General features: G+C 74.0%; 14 protein-coding genes and 1 pseudogene. 11 read left to right on the forward strand and 4 right to left on the reverse strand.

The annotated features are described in order from the left end of the window. The 4 genes and pseudogenes from ABT403_RS09360 to ABT403_RS09375 form a co-directional block, all read left to right on the forward strand. A pseudogene (locus ABT403_RS09360) lies at nucleotides 1-918 on the forward strand (ABC transporter ATP-binding protein); the annotation flags it as partial. A 201-nt stretch (nucleotides 919-1,119) separates the two neighbouring features. After that, nucleotides 1,120-2,007: a FadR/GntR family transcriptional regulator gene (locus tag ABT403_RS09365; protein ID WP_344166055.1), complete on the forward strand. Its 888-nt coding sequence runs from the start codon at nucleotides 1,120-1,122 to the stop codon at nucleotides 2,005-2,007. A gap of 316 nt (nucleotides 2,008-2,323) precedes the next feature. Next, the gene (locus ABT403_RS09370; protein ID WP_344166057.1) at nucleotides 2,324-3,895 is read left to right on the forward strand and encodes an RNA polymerase sigma factor; all 1,572 of its coding nucleotides are present in this window, start codon (nucleotides 2,324-2,326) and stop codon (nucleotides 3,893-3,895) included. 101 nt (nucleotides 3,896-3,996) lie between these two features. Beyond that, entirely contained in the window at nucleotides 3,997-4,851 is an 855-nt protein-coding gene (locus tag ABT403_RS09375) for a serine protease (protein WP_344166059.1), read from the forward strand. Between the two features lie 197 nt (nucleotides 4,852-5,048). On the opposite strand, the gene ABT403_RS09380 is transcribed toward ABT403_RS09375, so the two are convergent. Continuing rightward, entirely contained in the window at nucleotides 5,049-5,285 is a 237-nt protein-coding gene (locus ABT403_RS09380; RefSeq protein WP_042813742.1) for a DUF7455 domain-containing protein, read from the reverse strand. A 446-nt stretch (nucleotides 5,286-5,731) separates the two neighbouring features. Here ABT403_RS09380 and ABT403_RS09385 point away from each other — a divergent pair, with 446 nt between their 5' ends. From ABT403_RS09385 to ABT403_RS09395, 3 genes are all read left to right on the forward strand, one after another. Beyond that, nucleotides 5,732-7,849 carry a DNA gyrase/topoisomerase IV subunit B gene (locus ABT403_RS09385; RefSeq protein ID WP_344166061.1) on the forward strand — a complete coding sequence of 706 codons (2,118 nt, stop codon included), beginning with the start codon at nucleotides 5,732-5,734 and terminating at the stop codon, nucleotides 7,847-7,849. A 130-nt stretch (nucleotides 7,850-7,979) separates the two neighbouring features. Then, the gene (locus tag ABT403_RS09390) at nucleotides 7,980-8,468 is read left to right on the forward strand and encodes a DUF485 domain-containing protein (protein WP_344166063.1); all 489 of its coding nucleotides are present in this window, start codon (nucleotides 7,980-7,982) and stop codon (nucleotides 8,466-8,468) included. Then, nucleotides 8,465-10,057, forward strand: coding sequence for a monocarboxylic acid transporter (locus tag ABT403_RS09395; RefSeq protein WP_344166065.1), 1,593 nt, complete (start codon nucleotides 8,465-8,467; stop codon nucleotides 10,055-10,057). Before ABT403_RS09390 ends, ABT403_RS09395 begins: the two co-directional genes overlap by 4 nt. 18 nt (nucleotides 10,058-10,075) lie before the next feature. Here the strand turns inward: ABT403_RS09395 and ABT403_RS09400 are convergent, their stop codons facing one another. Beyond that, on the reverse strand, nucleotides 10,076-10,732 hold the full coding sequence (locus tag ABT403_RS09400; protein ID WP_425580301.1) for a DUF7342 family protein: 657 nt from the start codon (nucleotides 10,730-10,732) through the stop codon (nucleotides 10,076-10,078). A 38-nt stretch (nucleotides 10,733-10,770) separates the two neighbouring features. Continuing rightward, nucleotides 10,771-12,387, reverse strand: coding sequence for a sensor histidine kinase (locus ABT403_RS09405; RefSeq protein ID WP_344166069.1), 1,617 nt, complete (start codon nucleotides 12,385-12,387; stop codon nucleotides 10,771-10,773). Nucleotides 12,388-12,880: 493 nt separating this feature from the next. Here ABT403_RS09405 and ABT403_RS09410 point away from each other — a divergent pair, with 493 nt between their 5' ends. The 4 genes from ABT403_RS09410 to ABT403_RS09425 all read left to right on the forward strand — a co-directional run bounded on the left by ABT403_RS09410 (nucleotide 12,881) and on the right by ABT403_RS09425 (nucleotide 18,860). Beyond that, entirely contained in the window at nucleotides 12,881-14,581 is a 1,701-nt protein-coding gene (locus tag ABT403_RS09410) for a sensor histidine kinase (RefSeq protein ID WP_344166713.1), read from the forward strand. After that, nucleotides 14,578-15,252: a response regulator gene (locus ABT403_RS09415; RefSeq protein WP_344166071.1), complete on the forward strand. Its 675-nt coding sequence runs from the start codon at nucleotides 14,578-14,580 to the stop codon at nucleotides 15,250-15,252. The genes ABT403_RS09410 and ABT403_RS09415 overlap by 4 nt, the downstream gene beginning before the upstream one ends. 138 nt (nucleotides 15,253-15,390) lie before the next feature. Then, nucleotides 15,391-16,179 (forward strand): ABC transporter ATP-binding protein, encoded by a 789-nt coding sequence (locus ABT403_RS09420; protein WP_344166073.1) that lies wholly within the window; start codon nucleotides 15,391-15,393, stop codon nucleotides 16,177-16,179. 119 nt (nucleotides 16,180-16,298) lie between these two features. After that, entirely contained in the window at nucleotides 16,299-18,860 is a 2,562-nt protein-coding gene (locus ABT403_RS09425) for an ABC transporter permease (RefSeq protein ID WP_344166075.1), read from the forward strand. A gap of 88 nt (nucleotides 18,861-18,948) precedes the next feature. Here ABT403_RS09425 and ABT403_RS09430 read toward each other — a convergent pair whose 3' ends face one another. After that, nucleotides 18,949-20,205 (reverse strand): citrate synthase, encoded by a 1,257-nt coding sequence (locus ABT403_RS09430; RefSeq protein WP_344166077.1) that lies wholly within the window; start codon nucleotides 20,203-20,205, stop codon nucleotides 18,949-18,951. Nucleotides 20,206-20,244 lie beyond the last annotated feature (39 nt).

Consider the following 20,244-nt stretch of genomic DNA (forward strand, 5'->3'; position numbering starts at 1 on the left):
GCCCCCGGCCACGGGTTCCGCGCCGAGCCGGGTCCCGGGGCCGGGTCCTGGCCCGCCCCCGGCCCGCAGTCCGAGGGCCGTCCCGCCGACGGCGCGCGCCCCCCGTACGCCCGTTCCGAGCCCCCCGCGTCGGCCGTGCGCCGTGTGGGCGGGCCGCTGCGGCCGCTGCGCTACGAACTGCGCCGCCTCTTCGGCACCGCCACGCCCTTCCTGACCACCGCCCTCGTCGTCGCCGTCTCCGCCCTGACCGCCCTGGTGCTCGCCCGGACCGGACACACCCCCCGCGACCGGGTGCTCGCCGCCTGGCCGGAGCTGGTCCCGCTGCCCCCCGCCGCGCTCGGGGCGGGGCTGCTGGGCGCGCTGGCCTTCGGCGAGGAGTACCGCTACCCCGCCCTCGCCGCCGACCGGGGCACCGTTCCCCGCCGGCTCGGACTGCTCACCGCCAAGCTCGGCGTCTGCTCCGCCTTCGCCCTGCTGCTCGGCGCCCTCACCGTCACCGCCGACGCCGCCGCGGTCCGGCTCGTCTTCGGCCGCGCCCCCCTGGGCACCTGGGCGGAATGGGTCGCCCCCGCCGCGAGCTGGGCGGGACTGCTGGCCGGCTGCGCCTGGGCCGGGGTGCTCGCCTCCGCGGTGTTCCGCTCCGCCTCCGCCGGCCTCGCGGCCGTGCTCGCCGTACCGGTGATGGTCGTACCGCTCGTGCGCAAGGTGCTGGAAGGGCCCTCCGCGTACCCCGCGACCGGTTTCGCCTCCCGGCTGCGCGGTCTGGCCTCGTCGCCCTGGCCGGCGGAGGCGGACCGCTACGTACTGGGGGCCTTCCGGGTGATGGCCCAACCCGTGGGTGCAGCACTGGCGTTGTCGTTGATGGTCCTGTTGTGCGCCTATGGGTTCACAGGACTGCGCAGCCGGGTTCGTTGGTGATCGTTCCGGTGCGGTAGCCGTTCCCGCCGGGACCGGAGAAGTCCGCTTCGCGCCCCCTCAGACGAAGCGGACCGCAACTCCCCGCAAAACGCCCGGTTCTTTACGATAAGTCGTCAATTGCGTAGGTGGCACCGATCACCCTTTCGTGTGCTTTTCACCAAAGACCTCAAGGGCGGTGGAGGCACGGCCGACAAAGGATTCGTGAGTACCCTTGCGCACACCATGATGACCGCCGCCCGCCATGCCGACACCGGCCTCGCCGGCCCGGGCGAACTCGACCGCTACCCCTACGCGGAGACCTCCGGGTCGGACCGGGTCGGGCCGCCCCACTGGGACGGCGCCGACGTCGAGTTGAGCCGTGTGGGCCGCCGGGCGGCAGGCAGCCGCGGCCGCGGGCTGCACGGTCAACTCGTCCAGCAGCTCGGCCAGATGATCGTCTCCGGCGACCTCGGCGCGGACCGGCCGCTGGTCCCCGAGGAGATCGGCCAGCGCTTCGAGGTCTCCCGCACCGTCGTCCGCGAATCGCTCCGGGTCCTGGAGGCCAAGGGCCTCGTCAGCGCCCGTCCCAACGTGGGCACCCGGGTCCGCCCGGTCGCCGACTGGAACCTCCTCGACCCCGACATCATCGAATGGCGCGCCTTCGGCCCCCAGCGCGACGACCAGCGCCGCGAGCTCAACGAGCTCCGCTGGACCATCGAGCCCCTGGCCGCCCGCCTCGCCGCCGGCCACGGCCGCCCGGACGTCCAGCAGCGCCTCTCCGACATGGTCGAGATCATGGGCCACGCCCTCGGCCAGGGCGACGCGATCACCTTCGCCCGCGCCGACAACGAGTTCCACGCGCTGCTGATCCAGGTCGCCGGCAACCGCATGCTGGAGCACCTGTCGGGGATCGTCTCCGCCGCCCTCCAGGTCTCCGGCACACCCGTCACCTCCTGCGACCGCCCCAGCGAGACCTGCGTGGCACACCACGCGCGGATGGTCGAGGCCCTCGCCACCGGTGACGGCGCGGGTGCCGAGAGCGCCATGCGCCAACTCCTGACGGTGCATCCGGAGGTCGAGCGCGTGGTGCCCGCCCCGCGCGAGCACTGAACCTCCGGCGCACGGGGGCGCGGGGGTGCAGCACCGGTCGCCGGGCCCGATTTCGGGCCCGGCGACACCGGTGTGCGGGGGGGCGCCGGCACCCCGGTGTGATCTGGGCCACGAAGATTGGGCGTAACGCTCTGCGACGTCACGCGATGACCTAAGCGGTGATGGCCGACGGAGGGAAGACAGCAGCCCTTGGGGTGCTGTGCAGCTCCCCGGCCCCTGCCCGCGCCCCCGGCCCATCCCCAGTCGGTGGTCGTCGGCTCCGGTCCAGCACCAGGCCGGGGTCGGAACCCGTTCCCATCGTTCCGAGAGGTTGTTCGTGTCGGCCAGCACATCCCGTACGCTCCCGCCGGAGATCGCCGAATCCGAGTCCGTGATGGCGCTCATCGAGCGGGGCAAGGCCGAGGGGCAGATCGCCGGCGATGACGTGCGTCGGGCCTTCGAGGCTGACCAGATTCCTGCGACCCAGTGGAAGAATGTCCTGCGCAGCCTCAACCAGATCCTCGAGGAAGAGGGTGTGACGCTGATGGTCAGTGCCGCAGAGTCGCCCAAGCGCACCCCACGCAAGAGCGTCGCAGCGAAGACCCCCGCCAAGCGTACGACGACCAGGCCGGTCGCCGCCAAACCGGCGGCCGCCGCGACCGCGGCCGAGACCCCGGCGGAGGCCGGGACGGCGGAACCCGACCTCGCGGACGCCCTGGCCGGGGAGCCCGTGGCCGAGCCCGCCGCGAAGAAGACGGCGGCCCGCAAGACGACGGCCAAGAAGGCGGCGCCCGCCAAGAAGGCCACCGCGAAGAAGACCGCGGCCAAGAAGACCGCCGCCAAGAAGGACCTGGACGAGGGCGACGAAGAGGCCGTCGACGAGGGTCCCGACGCGGGCAAGGCCGAGGGCGAGGAAGAGGAGGAGAGCGGCGAGGCCAAGGGCTTCGTCATCTCCGACGACGAGGACGACGCCCCCGCCCAGCAGGTCGTCGTGGCCGGTGCCACCGCCGACCCGGTCAAGGACTACCTCAAGCAGATCGGCAAGGTCCCCCTCCTCAACGCCGAGCAGGAGGTCGAACTCGCCAAGCGCATCGAGGCGGGCCTGTTCGCCGAGGACAAGCTGGCCAACTCCGACAAGCTGGCCCCCAAGCTCAAGCGCGAGCTGGAGATCATCGCCGAGGACGGCCGCCGCGCCAAGAACCACCTGCTGGAGGCCAACCTCCGCCTCGTGGTCTCCCTGGCCAAGCGCTACACCGGCCGCGGCATGCTCTTCCTGGACCTGATCCAGGAGGGCAACCTGGGCCTGATCCGCGCGGTCGAGAAGTTCGACTACACCAAGGGCTACAAGTTCTCCACCTACGCGACGTGGTGGATCCGCCAGGCGATCACCCGCGCCATGGCCGACCAGGCCCGCACCATCCGCATCCCGGTGCACATGGTCGAAGTGATCAACAAGCTGGCCCGCGTGCAGCGCCAGATGCTCCAGGACCTGGGCCGCGAGCCCACCCCGGAGGAGCTGGCCAAGGAACTCGACATGACCCCGGAGAAGGTCATCGAGGTCCAGAAGTACGGCCGCGAGCCGATCTCCCTGCACACGCCGCTCGGCGAGGACGGCGACAGCGAGTTCGGCGACCTGATCGAGGACTCCGAGGCGGTCGTCCCGGCCGACGCCGTGAGCTTCACGCTCCTGCAGGAGCAGCTGCACTCCGTGCTCGACACCCTGAGCGAGCGCGAGGCGGGCGTGGTCTCGATGCGCTTCGGCCTGACCGACGGCCAGCCCAAGACCCTCGACGAGATCGGCAAGGTCTACGGGGTCACCCGTGAGCGCATCCGCCAGATCGAGTCCAAGACGATGTCGAAGCTGCGCCACCCGTCGCGCTCCCAGGTGCTGCGCGACTACCTGGACTGACCGGACCGGCAGGAGTACGCGGCGGTGGCCGCGCGGGTGCGCGCGGCCACCGGGCATCCCACTCTGGGTGGAGTCATGCACACTCGGAGTCAGGAGGCCCCATGAGTCGTCCCTTCGCCCGTGCCCTGGCGGGCGCACTGACCCTGGTGGCGGGAGCGGCCGCGGCGCCGCTGGCCCAGGCGCCCACGGCGGCGGCCGACAGCGTCGTCATAGGCGGGAAGCCGGTGAAGGTGGCCGACAGCCCGTGGGTCGTGGCCCTCGCCAGCCGTGACCGGTTCGGGGGTATCCGCGACGGGCAGTTCTGCGGGGGCGTCCTCGTCGCCCCGACGACGGTGGTCACGGCGGCCCACTGCCTGGGCCGCCAGGTGCTGGGCGGCCCGGTGGACTCCGTCGCCGACTTCCGCGTGATCACCGGACGTACGGAGCTGCGCGCCCCCGAGGGGCGGGAGATCGCGGTCCGGTCGGCCCGGGTGAACCCGGCGTACGACCCCGGGACCAACGCCGGCGACCTCGCCGTACTGGAGCTGGCCGAAGCGGTGCCCGCGGACCACGTGCTTCCCATGGCCGGCGAGGGCCACCCCGGCTACGACGCGGGTACCGGGGCGGCGGTGTACGGCTGGGGCGACACGAGCGGCTTCGGCGACTACGCGTACGGGCTGCGGGCGGCACAGGTCACCGTCCTGGACGACGAGGTCTGCCGGCGGGCGTACCCGGGGAACTCCGACGGCCGGTACCGGGCCGACTCCATGGTGTGCGCGGGCGACAGCTCAGGCGGCAAGGACGCCTGCCAGGGCGACAGCGGCGGGCCGCTGGTGGCACGGGGGCGGCTGATCGGCCTGGTGTCCTGGGGGCGCGGCTGCGGGCGCGCCGACAGCCCGGGCGTGTACACCCGGATCGCCCCGTTGATCGACTTCGTCAGCGGCCCGCAGAGGGGACGGCGGCCGGGCGGGGCCTAGCACCGCGCGGCGGACGCCCCCAGGAGCTCCAGGGGCCCGGCACGGCCCGGCGCGGGGGTGGCGGGGCCGGAGGGTGACTCCGGAGCGGGGGACGGGCCGCGGATATGAGGACGGGCGGCGCCTCTGGGTCTCAGAGGCGCCGCCCGTCGACCGGCCTAGCCGGTCCTGGCTCGTCGGATGCGAGGTCAGGCCTTGTGTCAGCGGTCCTCGTGGTCGGCTGCGTGGGCGGCCGGAGCGGACGTCAGCCGCTCGGTCTCATCCTGTATTTCCGCGGCGATCTTCTTGAGTTCCGGCTCGAACTTACGCCCGTGGTGGGCGCAGAAGAGCAGTTCACCACCGCTCAGGAGGACGACGCGCAGATATGCCTGGGCGCCGCAACGGTCGCATCGGTCAGCGGCCGTCAGCGGGGTCGCGGGTGTCAGAACAGTAGTCACGTCGCCTCTTCTCTAGCTCGACGAGCTGTCGTACCAGGGTCAACATCCAACCAGGCCGAAAACGTTCCCGCTCGCGGCTTTTCCTCGAAACTTCCTTCCGAAGCTGGCCGGCTGCTGCCGGTTGGCGGCGAAGGAGCCGTATTGCGTTGCTTTACGGTTTCGCGTTGTCAGTCGTTCGCTTGTAGCAGTTCTCGTCCTCCCCGGCTGAGTGCCGGATGTTGATGAGGACGTGCCCGAACCCTAAATGGTTCATGCCTGGAAGGGAACGTGATGTTTGCTTCACCCCCACGGGGGATCGAACACCCGTGCGGATCTGGACTAGGCTGTGGAACGCGCGAGGGTGGCGTTGCACCGGCTCTACCTGGCCTCGGTACCCTTCGACGGGCAACCGAGCCACCCCTGCGCCCCAGCGGGTCAGAAAAGAAATTCAGCGAGGAGCGAACTGCGTGACCGCCGACACGTCCGTGCCTTCCAGCGCGCTGCTGTCCGGAGCAGACCGGGACGGCTCCAACTACACCGCGCGGCACCTGCTCGTCCTCGAAGGCCTCGAGGCCGTCCGCAAGCGCCCCGGCATGTATATCGGCTCCACCGACAGCCGAGGCCTGATGCACTGCCTCTGGGAGATCATCGACAATTCCGTCGACGAGGCCCTGGGCGGCTACTGCGACCACATCGAGGTCGTCCTCCACGAGGACGCATCCGTCGAGGTCCGTGACAACGGCCGCGGCATCCCGGTCGACGTCGAGCCCAAGACCGGCCTGTCCGGCGTCGAGGTCGTGATGACCAAGCTGCACGCCGGCGGCAAGTTCGGCGGTGGCTCCTACGCCGCCTCCGGCGGCCTCCACGGCGTCGGCGCCTCCGTGGTCAACGCCCTGTCGGCCCGCCTCGACGTCGAGGTCGACCGCGGCACCACCCACAGCATCAGCTTCCGTCGCGGCGTTCCCGGCGCGTTCACCGACGAAGGCCCCGACGCCCCGTTCGAGCCGGGCAGCGGCCTGCGCAAGGGCAAGCGCGTGCCCAAGGGCCGGACCGGCACCCGGATCCGGTACTGGGCCGACCGCCAGATCTTCCTCAAGGACGCCCGCCTCTCCCTGGAGACGCTCTACCAGCGCGCCCGCCAGACCGCCTTCCTCGTGCCCGGCCTGACCATCGTCGTGCGCGACGAGCGGGCCATCGACGGCGCCGGCAAGACCGAGGAGACCTTCCGCTTCGACGGCGGCATCAGCGAGTTCTGCGACTACCTCGCCCAGGACAAGGCCGTCTGCGACGTGCTGCGCCTGACCGGATCGGGCACCTTCAAGGAGACCGTCCCGGTCCTCGACGACCGCGGTCACATGACCCCCACCGAGGTGACCCGCGAGCTGGGCGTGGACATCGCCCTGCGCTGGGGCACGGGGTACGAGACCAACGTCAAGTCCTTCGTGAACATCATCGCCACCCCCAAGGGCGGCACCCACGTGGCCGGATTCGAGCGGTCGGTCACCAAGACCGTCAACGAGGTGCTGCGCTCCGCCAAGCTGCTGCGCGTCGCCGAGGACGACGTCGTCAAGGACGACGCCATGGAGGGCATGACGGCGGTCGTCACCGTCCGCCTCGCCGAGCCCCAGTTCGAGGGCCAGACGAAGGAGGTGCTCGGCACCTCCGCCGCCACCCGGATCGTCGCCGCCGTCGTCGCCAAGGAGCTCAAGGCCTTCCTGACCTCCACCAGGCGCGACGACAAGCAGCAGGCCCGTGCCGTGATGGAGAAGATCGTCGCGGCCGCCCGGACCCGGATCGCGGCCCGCCAGCACAAGGAGGCGCAGCGCCGCAAGACCGCGCTGGAGTCCTCCTCGCTGCCGGCCAAGCTGGCCGACTGCCGCAGCGACGACGTGGACCGCAGCGAGCTCTTCATCGTCGAGGGGGACTCGGCGCTCGGTACGGCCAAGCTCGCCCGGAACTCCGAGTTCCAGGCGCTGCTGCCGATCCGGGGCAAGATCCTCAACGTCCAGAAGTCCTCTGTTTCGGACATGCTCAAGAACGCCGAGTGCGGCGCGATCATCCAGGTCATAGGAGCCGGCTCCGGCCGTACCTTCGACATCGACGCGGCCCGGTACGGGAAGGTCATCATGATGACCGACGCCGACGTCGACGGCTCCCACATCCGCACCCTGCTGCTCACCCTCTTCCAGCGGTACATGCGGCCGATGGTCGAGGCGGGCCGGGTCTTCGCGGCCGTCCCGCCGCTGCACCGGATCGAGCTGGTCCAGCCCAAGAAGGGCCAGGACAAGTACGTCTACACGTACTCGGACAACGAGCTGCGCCAGACGCTGCTGGAGTTCCAGCGCAAGAACATCCGGTACAAGGACGCCATCCAGCGCTACAAGGGCCTCGGCGAGATGGACGCGGACCAGCTCGCGGAGACCACGATGGACCCCCGCCACCGCACCCTGCGGCGGATCAACATCGGCGACCTGGACGCGGCGGAGCAGGTCTTCGACCTCCTCATGGGCAACGAGGTCGCCCCCCGCAAGGAGTTCATCACCAGCTCGGCCGCGACCCTGGACCGTTCGCGCATCGACGCCTGATCCGGAGTCCCGGCGCTCTTCGCCCCTCACCTGATGGAGTGAAGAGCGCCAGGACACCAGTCCGGAAAGCGACCATTCGGCACATCCTTGTGAGCACGCCGCCAAGGCGGCAGCGGACAAGGAGAGTTCGGTGGACAAGCACGAAGGTCGCGAAGCCGGAACGATCCGGCTCGACGACCCCTGGTACGACGCGCTGGCCGTGGGCTGGGGCGAGGGCGCGGAAGCCCTTCCGCCGCGCAGGCCCGCGGCGGCCCCCGGTGCCCCGAGCGCCTCCGACATCTACCTGGAAGTGCAGCGCAGCGCCGCCTTCCAGGAGGTCCGCGGCCGCTACCGGCGGTTCGTCGTCCCCGCCACCGCCGGCTTCCTCCTCTGGTACGTCGCCTACGTGATCGCGGCGACCGCCGCGCCGGGGCTGATGGCCCGGCCGGTGGCGGGCTCGTTCAACGTGGCCCTGGTGGCGGGTCTCGGCCAGTTCCTGAGCACCTTCCTGCTGACCTGGGCCTACTCCCGGCACGCACGGCTGCGCCGGGACAGCGCCGCGCTCGACCTGCGCTGGACCGTCTTCGAGCGGGAACGCGGCCAGGGGTGCGCCCGCACCGGCCGGGGGGAGGAGCGGTGACCTCCGAGCACCAGACACTCGCGCTGATCCTCTTCAGCCTGTTCATCGCGGTCACCCTCGGCATCACCACCTGGGTCAGCCGCAGGAGACACGGTTCGGCGGAGGAGTTCTACGCGGGCGGGCGACTGTTCTCACCGATGGAGAACGGTTTCGCCATCGCCGGCGACTACATGTCCGCCGCCTCCTTCCTCGGGGTCTCCGGGCTGATCTCCCTCTTCGGCTACGACGGCCTGCTGTACCTGATCGGGTTCCTGGTGGCCTGGCTGATGGTGCTGTTCCTGGTGGCCGAGCTGGTGCGCAACTGCGGGCGCTTCACGCTGGCCGACGTCGTCGTCGCCCGGATGAGCGAGCGGCCCGTACGCATCGCCGCGGGAACCTCCTCGGTGGTGGTCTCCGTTCTCTACCTGGTGGCGCAGATGGTCGGTGCGGGGAGCCTCGTGGGCCTGCTCCTGTCGGACGCGGGCCCCGGGGCCCGGACCCTGACGGTCGTCGGGGTCGGCGCGTTGATGGTGGTCTACGTGGCCTTCGGCGGGATGCGGGCCACCACCTGGATCCAGATCGTCAAGGCCGTCCTGCTGATCGGCGGGGCGATCACGCTCACCGTGCTGGTCCTGCTGCGCTTCCACGGGAACCTCGACCAGCTCCTCGCCGGAGCCGCCGAACGCAGCGGGCACGGGGCCCGGTTCCTGAGCCCCGGCCTGAAGTACGGCGGCGGCTGGACCGCCCGCCTGGACTTCATGAGCCTGGGTCTGGCCCTGGTCCTCGGCACGGCGGGGCTGCCCCACATCCTGTCGCGCTTCTACACCGTGCCCACCGCGCGGGCCGCCCGCCGGTCGGCGGTGTGGGCGATCGGGCTCATCGGCGGCTTCTACCTGATGACGATCGTGCTCGGCTTCGGAGCGGCCGCGCTGGTCGGCCCCGACGCCGTCCGGGCGTCCAGCGCCTCGGGGAACACGGCCGTCCCGCTGCTGGCCGGCTTCCTCGGCGGGGGCGCCGACTCCACCGGGGGCGCGGTGCTGTTCGCCCTGGTGGCCGCCATCGCCTTCGCGACGATCCTCGCCGTGGTCGCCGGGATCACCCTGGCCTCGTCGGCCTCCGTCGCGCACGACCTGTACGCCTCCCTCCGGCGGCGGCGGGCCCGGCAGCGCAGCGAGGTGACCGTGGCCCGGGTGGCGGCGGTGGGGATCGGGGCGGTGGCCATCGGCCTCGGGCTGCTCGCCCAGGACATGAACGTGGCCTTCCTGGTGGGGCTGGCCTTCGCGGTGGCGGCCTCGGCGAACCTGCCGGTGCTGCTGTACTCGCTGTTCTGGCGGGGTTTCACGACCAGGGGGGCCGTGTGGTCGGTGTACGGGGGGCTGGTTCCGGCGCTGTTGCTGGTCGCCTTGTCGTCGGTGGTCTCCGGGAGTCCCGGATCCCTCTTCCCCGGCCTGGACTTCCAGTACTTCCCGCTGCAGAACCCGGGGATCGTCTCGATCCCGCTCGGCTTCCTGGCGGGCTGGCTGGGTACGGTCACCTCCGCCGAGGAGCCTGACGAGCGCAAGTACGCGCAGACGGAGGTGCGTTCCCTGACGGGGGCCGGCGCGGTGTGAGGCGCCCGGGACGGTGGCTCAGGTGCCGGCCGACGGGACCCAGGTGTAGCGGTGTTCCGGGCGGCCGGTCTCGCCGTAGCGCAGGGCCAGGGAGACCCGGCCGGCGCGGTCCAGGAGCTTCAGGTAGCGCTGCGCCGTCTGCCGGCTGATGCCGGCCCGGTCGGCGATCTGCTGGGTGGACAGGGGCCCCTCGGCCGTGCGCAGCACCCCGCGGACCAGCTCCGCGGTGGTGGGGGAGTGCCCCTTGGGCAGCTCGTTGGGGGTTCCGGCCGCGGCGAGGGCCCCGAAGATCCGGTCCACCTGCGCCTGTTCGGCCTCGCCGCCGCCGGACAGCGAGCGGCGCAGGTCCGCGTAGGCCTCCAGTTTGGCGCGCAGACCGGCGAAGGTGAACGGCTTGACCAGGTACTGGAGGGCGCCGAGCCGCATGGCGGCCTGGACCGTGGCCAGGTCACGGGCGGCCGTGACCATGATCACGTCGGTGTGGCGGCCGAGTTGGCGCAGGCGGCGCACCAGGTCGAGGCCGGACCCGTCGGGGAGGTAGTGGTCGAGGAGGACGAGGTCCACCGGGCGGGCGGTGAGGAACTCCAGTGCCTCGGCCGCCGAATGGGCCTGGCCGGACACCTGGAACCCGGGAACCTTCGCCACGTACGCCGCGTTGATACGGGCAACACGCATGTCGTCGTCGACGACCAATACGTGGATCGGGGACTCGCTCACCGCAGGGCCTCCGGAAGTACGACGGAGAACTCCGCCCCTCCGTCCTCTGCGCCACCGGCCCGGGCGCTGCCGCCCTGCCGCTCCGCGAGGCGGCGCACCAGGGCGAGGCCCAGCCCGCGCTCGCGGTGGGCGGCGGGCCGCTTGGTCGACCAGCCCTCCGTGAAGATCTCCTCGCGCCGTCCGGCGGGGATCCCGGGGCCGCTGTCGCGCACCCGCAGGACGACGGAGCGTCCTTCCGCGCGGATGTCGACCTCGACCAGGGGCGCGGCCGAGCCGGCCGCCGCGTCCAGGGCGTTGTCGACGAGGTTGCCGAGGATGGTGACGAGGCCGCCGGGGTCCGTCAGCCGGTCGGGGAGGAAGGCGTCCGGGGCGAGGCGCAGCGGGACGCCGCGCTCCGCCGCGACGGTGGCCTTGCCGACCAGCAGCGCGGCCAGCAGGGGGTCGTGGACCTTCTCGGTGACCTGCTCGGCCGTGGTGCGGTGCACGCCCACCACCTCGGTCACGAAGGCGACGGCTTCCTCGTGCAGGCCCAGTTCGAGGAGGCCGAGGAGGGTGTGGAGGCGGTTGGCGTGCTCGTGGTCCTGGGCGCGCAGGGCGTCGATCAGGCCCTTGGTGGAGTCGAGTTCGCGGCTCAGGTGCTCCAGTTCGGTGCGGTCGCGCAGGGTGGCGACGGCGCCGCCGTCGGCGGTGGGCATGCGGTTGGCGACCAGGACGCGCGGGCCCTGGACGGTCAGCAGGTCGCGGCCGGTGACGCGGCCGGCCAGGACGTCACTGGTGCGGCCCGGGGCGAGGACCTCGTCCAGCGGGCGGCCGGCCAGGGTGTCCGGGGGGTCCTGGGGGAGGCCCAGCAGCCGGGCCGCCTCGTCGTTGACGAGGCGTACCCGGTCGTCCCGGTCGAGGGCGATCACGCCCTCGCGGATGGAGTGCAGCATCGCCTCGCGTTCCGCGAGGAGGCCGGCGATGTCGGAGAAGGCCAGGTCCCGCGTCTGCCGCTGGATCCGGCGGGAGAGGAGGTAGGCGGCGAGCGCCCCGGCGGCCAGGGCGCCGCCGGCGTAGGCGAACAGGCCGGGGATGGCGCCGAGCAGCCGGTCGCGCACGCTGTCGTAGGCGATGCCGACGGAGACGGCCCCGACGATCTCCCCGTCGGCGGCGACGAGGGGGACCTTGCCGCGGGCGGAGCGGCCGAGGGTGCCCTGGTCGATCTCCATCACCTCGTGTCCGGCGAGCGCGTCGCTGGGGTCGGTGGAGACGGGCAGCCCGATGCGGTCGGGGCTGGGGTGGGAGCGGCGGATCCCCTTCAGGTCGAGGACGACGACGTACTCGGCGCCGGTCGCGCTGCGGATCCGCTCGGCGTCGGCCTGGACGGGGCCGTCGGCCGTGGGCCCCGACCTGAGCAGGTCGGCCGCCAGGGACGGGTCCGCCGCGGCGCTCTGGGCGATGGCCAGGGCGCGCCGCATCGCCTGGTCGTCCAGCTGGTGGCTCAAGGGGGCCAGGAAGAGCCCCGTGGCCAGCACGAGGACCCCGGCGGCGATGGCCAGCTGGGTGAGCAGGATCTGCGAGACGGCGCGTCGGGGCAGTCCGAGGCGCCGGGTGCGCAGGGGGAGGAACCGCATGACCGGTAACGGTAGGGCGGCGGGCGCGGAAGCGGAATGTCCGTCGCGCAGACCCGCCCGGGCGGTCACGGACGGTGAGCGGGCGCCGGGCCGGTCGCCGCCGCCCCGGAGGGCCGTGCTGGGCGCGCCGGGCGGGGTGCCGTCGAGCGGGCGCGCCGGGCAAGGTGCGGTCGGCGGGGGCTGCGGGCGCTGCGGGCGGGGTGCCGGCGGGTGGGGTGCGGTCGGCGGGCGCGGCGGCCGGGTCGGGAACGCCGAGGTGCGGTCGGCGGGCGCGGCGGCCGGGTCGGGAACGCCGGGGTGTGGTCGGTGGGCGCGGCGGCCGGGGTGGGCGCCGGGTCGGGAGCGCCGGGGTGTGGCCGGCAAGCGGGGGTGGCCGGGGTGGGCGCCGGGGTGTGGCCGGCAGGCGGGGGTGGCCGGGGTGGGGGGCGCGAGGCGGTGGGGTCGGGGCGGGGTCTCTGTCTTTCGGGAGAGGGGCGGATCGGCCGTGAGGCGCATGCCCTCGGCCGTTCCGGAATCGATACTGGTCAGCGTGGTGAGCACAGGTCCGTTCCGTTTCCCCCGTCCGCTCCGGGACCCCGTGCGCGCGGTGGCGGAGACGGCCTGGGTGCTGCTCGCCGGGCTGGGCGTGTGGCTGGTGGCCGGCTACGCCGGGGTGCTCCCGCGCCCGTACCTCCAGCTGACCGCGCTGGCCGTCGGCGCGGGCCTCTTCCCGCTGCGCCGCCGCTTCCCGGCCGCCGTCCTCCTCGTCCTCGCGGCGCTGACCGGCCTGGCCCCCTGCGTCGGCCCGGTCACCGCGGCGACCGCGTACACGGTGGCGCGGCGGACGGTCCGGGCGCGGCGGAGGGCCCGGCTGCTGGCGGCGGCGGCCGCCCTGCTGGTGGTGTGCGCGACCGCGGCCGCGCCCTGGCTCGGTCCGGGACCGCTGCCCTACGGCCCGGCGCTCGGGCTGGTCCTGACGCCGACGGCGGTGCTCGTCCCCGGGCTGGTCGGCACCTCGTACGGGCAGCAGCGGCGGCTGGTGCGGGCGCTGCGCGAGCGCGGGGACGCGGCGGAGCGGGCCCGGCGGTTCGCCGACAGCGAGGCCCGCATCCACGAGCGCTCCCGGATCGCCGCCGAGATGCACGACCTGGTCGGGCACCGGCTCAGCCTGATCTCCCTGCACGCGGGCGGGCTGGAGCTGGCCCTGGAGCACGCCGACCCCGAACTGCGCGAGGAGGCCGTCCTGGTCCGGCGGACCACCCGGGACGCCCTGCGCGAGCTGCGCCAGGCCCTGGGCGTACTCGGTCCGCTGGGCCGGGACACCGGTCCGCAGGCCCTCACCGACGCCACCGGCACCCGCGCCGACATCGAGGCGCTGGTGGCGGAGTCCCGGGACGGCGGGGTCGCCGTACGCCTCGACTGGACGGGGCCGGACCTGGACGCCCGCCCGGCGGGGGTGCGGCGGGCGGTGCACCGGGTGGTGCGGGAGGCCCTGACCAACGTGCACCGGTACGCGAGCGCGGCGCACGTCGTCGTGAGCGTGGCGCACGGCGAGGAGACGGTACGGGTCACCGTCCGCAACGGCGCCCCGCCCGCCTCCGCCACCCCCGCCGCGGGCCTGGGCACCGGCCGGGGGCTCACCGGTCTGCGGGAGCGGATCGAGCTGCTGGGAGGCACCTTCGACGCCGCCCCGCTGCCGTCCGGCGGCTTCCGGGTGGAGGCGGACCTGCCCGCCGAACCCGGCGACGCCCCCGCCCCGAGGAGGGACGGGGCCGAGGAGGCCGCCACCGGCGGCGACCCGGCCCCCGCCGCGTCCGCCCCGGCCGGACGCGGCACCGCGCAGGCGCTGACGCTCGCCCTCGGCATGGTGGCGCTGAGCGTGCTGATGGCCCTCGGGACCCTCTTCGTCTACGCCACCGCACCGCACCGGGACGCCGGGCCGCGCCCGCTGCCCCGCGTCGGCATGACCTACGACGACGTGATCGCGAGCGGCGTGAGCGACAACCGGGCGATCCGCGCCGCGGCCACCGGCCGGGAACCGGCGCGCCCGCCCGGCACGGCCGGCTGCGTGTACCCGTTCAACGGGGCCACCGAATCCCGCCCCGGCTCGCTGACCATCGCCCGCTACTGCTTCGACGCCGCACAACGCCTCATCGCCATCGACCGCTTCACCGTCCCGTCGGTCCGGGACGCCACACCCTGGGAGATCCCGTGACCGCGCCCGCCCACCCGATCCGCGTCCTGCTCGCCGACGACGAGACGATGATCCGCGCCGGCGTGCGCCTGATCCTGCGGCACGCCGACGGCATCGAGGTCGTCGCCGAGGCCCCCGACGGACGGCAGGCCGTCGAACTGGCCGCCGCGCACCATCCGGACGTCGTGCTGCTGGACGTCCGGATGCCGGTCTGTGACGGCCTGGCCGCGATCGCCCCGCTGCTCGCCCTGGACCCGGCGCCGCGCGTGGTGATGCTGACGACCTTCGGCGACGACGACAACGTGGTGCGGGCACTGCGGGAGGGCGCCGCCGGCTTCCTGCTGAAGGACGAGGGCCCGCAGGAGCTGATCAGCGCGGTGCGGGCGGCCGCCGCCGGGGACGCCGTGCTCTCCCCGGGGGTGACGGGGGCGGTGATCTCCCGGATGCTGACCGCCGGTGAGCCGCGCGGCGCCGGCGGAGCGGCGGACGAGCGGATCGCCCGGCTGACCGGCCGGGAGCGGGAGGTCCTGGCGATGCTCGGCGAAGGCCTCTCGAACCAGGACATCGGCACCCGGCTCGGCATCGGCACCGGCACCGTGAAGACCCACGTGGGCGCCATCCTCGACAAGACCGGGTCGACGAGCCGGGTGCAGGCGGCGCTGCTGGCCCACCGGTCCGGCCTGGCCCCCTGACCTCCCGGGGGCAGAGGGCGGCCGCCCGGCCCTCTGCCCTTCGGCAGAGCGAGGCCGGCTCACACCCCTCCTTCGGCAGAGCCGAACTCCCGCCTCCAGGCCGATGTTTACGCAGGTCAGGGCCGTGACGATGGATCCATGTCACAGACCTTCCCCTCTTCGGCCGCCCCTTCCGGCACGGCCCTCGCGGAACCGGCCGCCCGCGCCTGCGGCCTGACCAAGACGTACGGAAAGGGCGAGACCCGCGTCACCGCGCTCGACGCGGTGTCCGTGGACTTCGCCCGGGGCCGGTTCACCGCCGTCATGGGCCCCTCCGGCTCCGGCAAGTCCACGCTGATGCACTGCATGGCGGGCCTGGACCCGGTGACCTCGGGATCGGCACGCATCGGCGGGGTCGAGCTGTCCTCCCTGAACGACCGGCAGCTCACCCGGCTGCGCCGGGAGAAGGTCGGCTTCGTCTTCCAGGGCTTCAACCTGATGCCCACCCTCACCGCGCTGGAGAACATCACCCTGCCGCTGCGGCTGGCCGGGCGACGGCCCGACGCCGCCTGGCTGGACACCGTCGTCGCCACCGTCGGCCTCTCGGGCCGGCTCGCGCATCGCCCCGCCGAGCTCTCCGGAGGCCAGCAGCAGCGCGTGGCGGTGGCCCGCGCCCTCGCGTCCCGGCCCGAGATCGTCTTCGCCGACGAGCCGACCGGCAACCTCGACTCCCGCTCCGGAGCGGAGGTCCTCGGGTTCCTGCGCGACTCGGTGCGGGAGCTGGGCCAGAGCGTGGTGATGGTCACCCACGACCCGGTGGCCGCCGCCCACGCCGACCGGGTGGTGTTCCTCGCCGACGGACGCCTGGTGGACGAGCTGCACGAGCCGACCTCCGGGGCGGTGCTCGACCGGATGCTCGCCTTCGAGGCCCGCGGCCGCACCTCGTGACCGTCCGCCCGGCACCTCCTGACCGTCCGCCGCGCGCCTCCTAACCGGTCCGCCCCGCACCTCCTGACCGTCCGCCCCGCTCCTCCCGTCCGCCGCGCCTCACCTCCTGAAAGCCCGCCATGCTGCGAACAGCCCTGCGCAACGTCCTCGCGCACAAGGCCCGTCTGGCCATGACCGTCCTCGCGGTCTGCCTCGGGGTCGCGTTCATCTCCGGCTCACTGGTCTTCGCCGACTCCACCGCCGCCGCCTACCGCGCCTCCATGGCGCGCAACTACGCCGGGATCGCGGTCACCGTGGACCCCAAGTACCCCCTCGGAGCCCCAGCGGACCAGCGCGAATCCGTCCTCGACGACGCGCTCACGGCCCGGCTGGCCGCCGTCCCGGGCGTCGCCGCGGCCCGTCCCTCCGTCGACGGTTCGGCCACCCTGGCCGCCAAGGACGGCACCCCGCTGCGCGCCGGCGACACGATGGGGAAGCTGGCCGCCGCCTATGTCCCCGGCCCCGACGGGAAGGACGACCGCTACCCGCTGACCGCCGGCCGGGCCCCGCGCACCTCCGGCGAGGTGGCCCTGGACCGGGGTACCGCCGAAGCCGGCGGGTACGCGCTCGGCGACACCGTCAGACTGGCCACCGACGGCCCCGTCCTGCGGCTGCGGCTGGTCGGCACCGTCTCGACCACCGACACCCGGGTGACCTCCGGCGGCACCCTCGCCGTGCTCGACAAGGCCACCGCCCAGGGGCTGTTCGCCACCCCGGGCCGCTACACCGGGATCGACCTCTCCGCCACGCCCGGCACCGACCCCGGAGACCTCGCCCGGCGCGTCGGCGCGCTGCTGCCCGCCGACCGGGCCGAGGCGACCACCACGGCCGCGCTCGCCGCCCAGCGGGCGGTCTACATCGACACGAAGACCAGCAGCTACTCCCGGCTGCCCCTGATCTTCGCCGTGGTCTCCCTCTTCATCGGCTCGTTCCTCATCATCAACACCTTCACCATGCTCGTCACCCGGCGCTCGCGGGAGATCGCGCTGCTGCGCGCGATCGGCGCCACCCGCCGGCAGGTGGTCGCCTCCGTGCTCGCCGAGGCGGCCCTGGTCGGATTCGTCGCCTCGGCGCTCGGATTCCTCCTCGGGCTCGGCGTCGCCACGGTCCTGCCCGGCCTCCTCGGCGGCGCGGACGACCTGCTGCCCCGGGGCCCGCTCGTGGTGGGCCCCGCCCCGGTGCTCGCCTCCCTGGCCGTCGGCGTCGGCGTCACGGTCCTCGCCGCCTGGCTGCCCTCCCGCCGGGCGGCCCGGATCGCGCCCGTCGAGGCGATGCGCACCGCCGAGCAGCCGCCCTCCGCGACCCTGTCCCGGATCCGGGGCGCGGCCGGCGCCCTCGTACTCCTCGTCGGCGCCGGGCTGCTGGTCTCGCTGGACGACGCCCGCAGCGCCTCGGACGCGAACCTGCGGACCGCGATGTCCGGCTGCGGGCTCCTCGTGACCGGGCTGATCCTGCTGGCTCCGCTACTGGCGGGCCCGGTGATCCGCCTCCTCGGCCGTCTCACCGGCCGGTTCGGCGTGGTGGGCGACCTCGCGCGGGACAACGCCCTGCGCGACCCGCGCCGTACGGCGGCCACCGCCGTCGCCCTGATGATCAGCACCGCGCTGGTCTGCGGACTCGCCGTCATCGAGCACTCCTCCAGCCGCGCCCTGGACGCCCAGGCGGCCGCCGGGCTGAGCGCCGACTACGTCATCAGCACCCGGGGCACCACCACGGCCGTCGACGCGGCCGCCGTCGGGCGGGTCGCCGCCCTGCCCGGGGTCGCGACCGCCTCGGCCGTCGCGGACTCCACCTTCTCGGCCGGGGCCCTCGCCCGGCAGGTCTCCGGCGTCGACCCGAAGACCGTGGGGGCCGTCATGAAGCTCCGCTTCACCAGCGGTTCGGCCGAGGGCATCGGGCCGGGCCGGATCGCCGTCTCCAGCAGCTTCGCCCGCGAGCACCGGCTCGTCACCGGCGGCCGGATCCAGGGCGCCATCGGCCCCGGCCAGGGCGAGGGCGACCGGACCTTCACCGTCGTCGGGATCTACGAGGACAACCCGACCGCGCAGGACGTCCTCGCCGACCGGGGCGAGGTCCAGCGGTACGGCTTCCTGCGCGACTCCGTCCAGCGCGTCCTCGTCCGGACCGGCCCGGGCGCGGTGGACGTGGAGAAGCGGCTGCGCGGCGCCGTCGACGACAGCCCGCTGCTGAAGGTGCAGAGCCGGAGCCGGCTCGTCCAGGAGCAGGCCGGGATGGCCGGCGACCTGATGACCATGGTCTTCGGGCTGCTCGCCATCGGTGTGGTCATCTCCGCCCTCGGCATGGTCAACACGCTCGCCATGTCGGTCGCCGAACGCACCCGTGAGATCGGCGTCCTGCGCGCCCTGGGCATGGACCGGGGCGGGATCCGCCGCATGATCGGGCTCGAATCCCTCGCCGTCGCCGCATTCGGGACCCTGCTGGGCCTGGCCGGCGGCCTGTTCGGGGCGTGGCGGGTCAGCGGACTGGCCAACGGGGCCATTCCCCAGTACGCGTTCTCCCTCCCCTGGGGGACCCTCGCCCTGGTCGTCGTCCTCTCGCTGGCGGTCGGCGCCGCGGCGGCGGCCCTCCCGGCCCGCCGGGCCGCCGCGCTCGGCCCCCTGCGCGCGGTGTCCGGCGGCTGAACGGCCGGTCAGGGGAGCGGGCGGTCAGGAGAGCGGGCGGTCAGGAGAGCGGCCGGTCAGGGGAACGGGCGGTCAGGAGAGCGGCCGGTCAGGGGAGCGGGCGGGGCGGACGCGGGCCCGTGTAGTGGCCGCTGGGGCGCATCCGCAGCGGCCGCTCCTGGTACTCCTCCAGCGCGTGCGCGATCCAGCCCGCCGTGCGGGCCACCGCGAACACCGTCTCCCCGGCCTCGGCGGTCATCCCGCAGGACACCGTCAGCACCGCCAGCGCCAGGTCCACGTTCGGGTGCAGCCCGTGCCGGGCCATCACCGCCGCCACCTCCCGGGCCGCGCCCAGCGCGGAGGCGGCCCGGGGCAGTTCCTCCAGCCGGCCGGACAGGGCCCGGGACCGGGGGTCCTCGCCCCGGTACAGGCGGTGCCCGAACCCCGGCACCCGGCGCCCGGCGCGCAGGTGCTCCGCCACCACGGGCGCGGCGCCGCCCCGCTCCAGCACCTCGGCCAGCATCCGGTGCGCGAGCCGGCCCGCCGCCCCGTGCAAGGGGCCTTCGAGCGCGCCGAGTCCGGCCGAGACCACCGCGTACGGGTGGGCCCGCGCGGAGGCCGCGACCCGTACGGCCAGGGTGGAGGCGGCCAGGTCGTGGTCGACCAGCAGGGCCAGCGCCAGGTCCAGCACGTCCAGGGCCACCGGGTCGGGCTCCAGCGCGGTCAGCCGGGACCAGAGCCCCCAGGCGAGCCGCCCGTCGCCGGCACGCGCCGGGCCCGCCTCGGGCAGGGCTGCGACCAGCGTCGGGATCAGGCAGCGGGCGGAGCCCAGTACGGCCTCCTCGGACAGGTCGAAGCGCAGCGGGTCCGCGACCGCGGCGGCGGCGACCGCCACCCGCAGCCGGTCCAGCGGCCCGCTGTGCTCGGGCAGCGCGGCCACCGCCCGCCGGGCGGCGGCCAGGGGCTCCGGGGGAGCGGCGAACCGGGCCCCGCGCGCCAGGGTCCCCGTCCAGAGCCACTCGGCGACCTCCTCGAAGGCGTAACGGGAGGCCAGCTCCACGGCGTCCACGCCGCGGAACCAGTACCGGTCGGCCCCGGGCTCGATGAGGGTGAGCGCGGTGCGGACGCTCAGCTCCCCGGCGGCGGGGCCCGCCGCCTCGCGCCGGCTGCGCCGGGCCAGCGCCTCCACCTCGGCGGCGTCGAAGGTGCTGCCGCGCCCGGCCGGGTCGCGGCGGCTGCCGAGCTGGCCCCGGCTGACGTACGCGTAGACGGTCGCCGGCTTCACCCCGAGGAGCCGGGCGGCCTCCTGCGTGGTGATCCGGTGCGGGCCGGCCTCGGAGGGGGAGCCGGACGGTTGGTCGCTCATGACGGTCAGCATACATATGTTGATTCAATCAATATTGAC

Source organism: Streptomyces sp. NPDC000075, from assembly GCF_040301925.1.
GTDB lineage: Bacteria > Actinomycetota > Actinomycetes > Streptomycetales > Streptomycetaceae > Streptomyces > Streptomyces polychromogenes.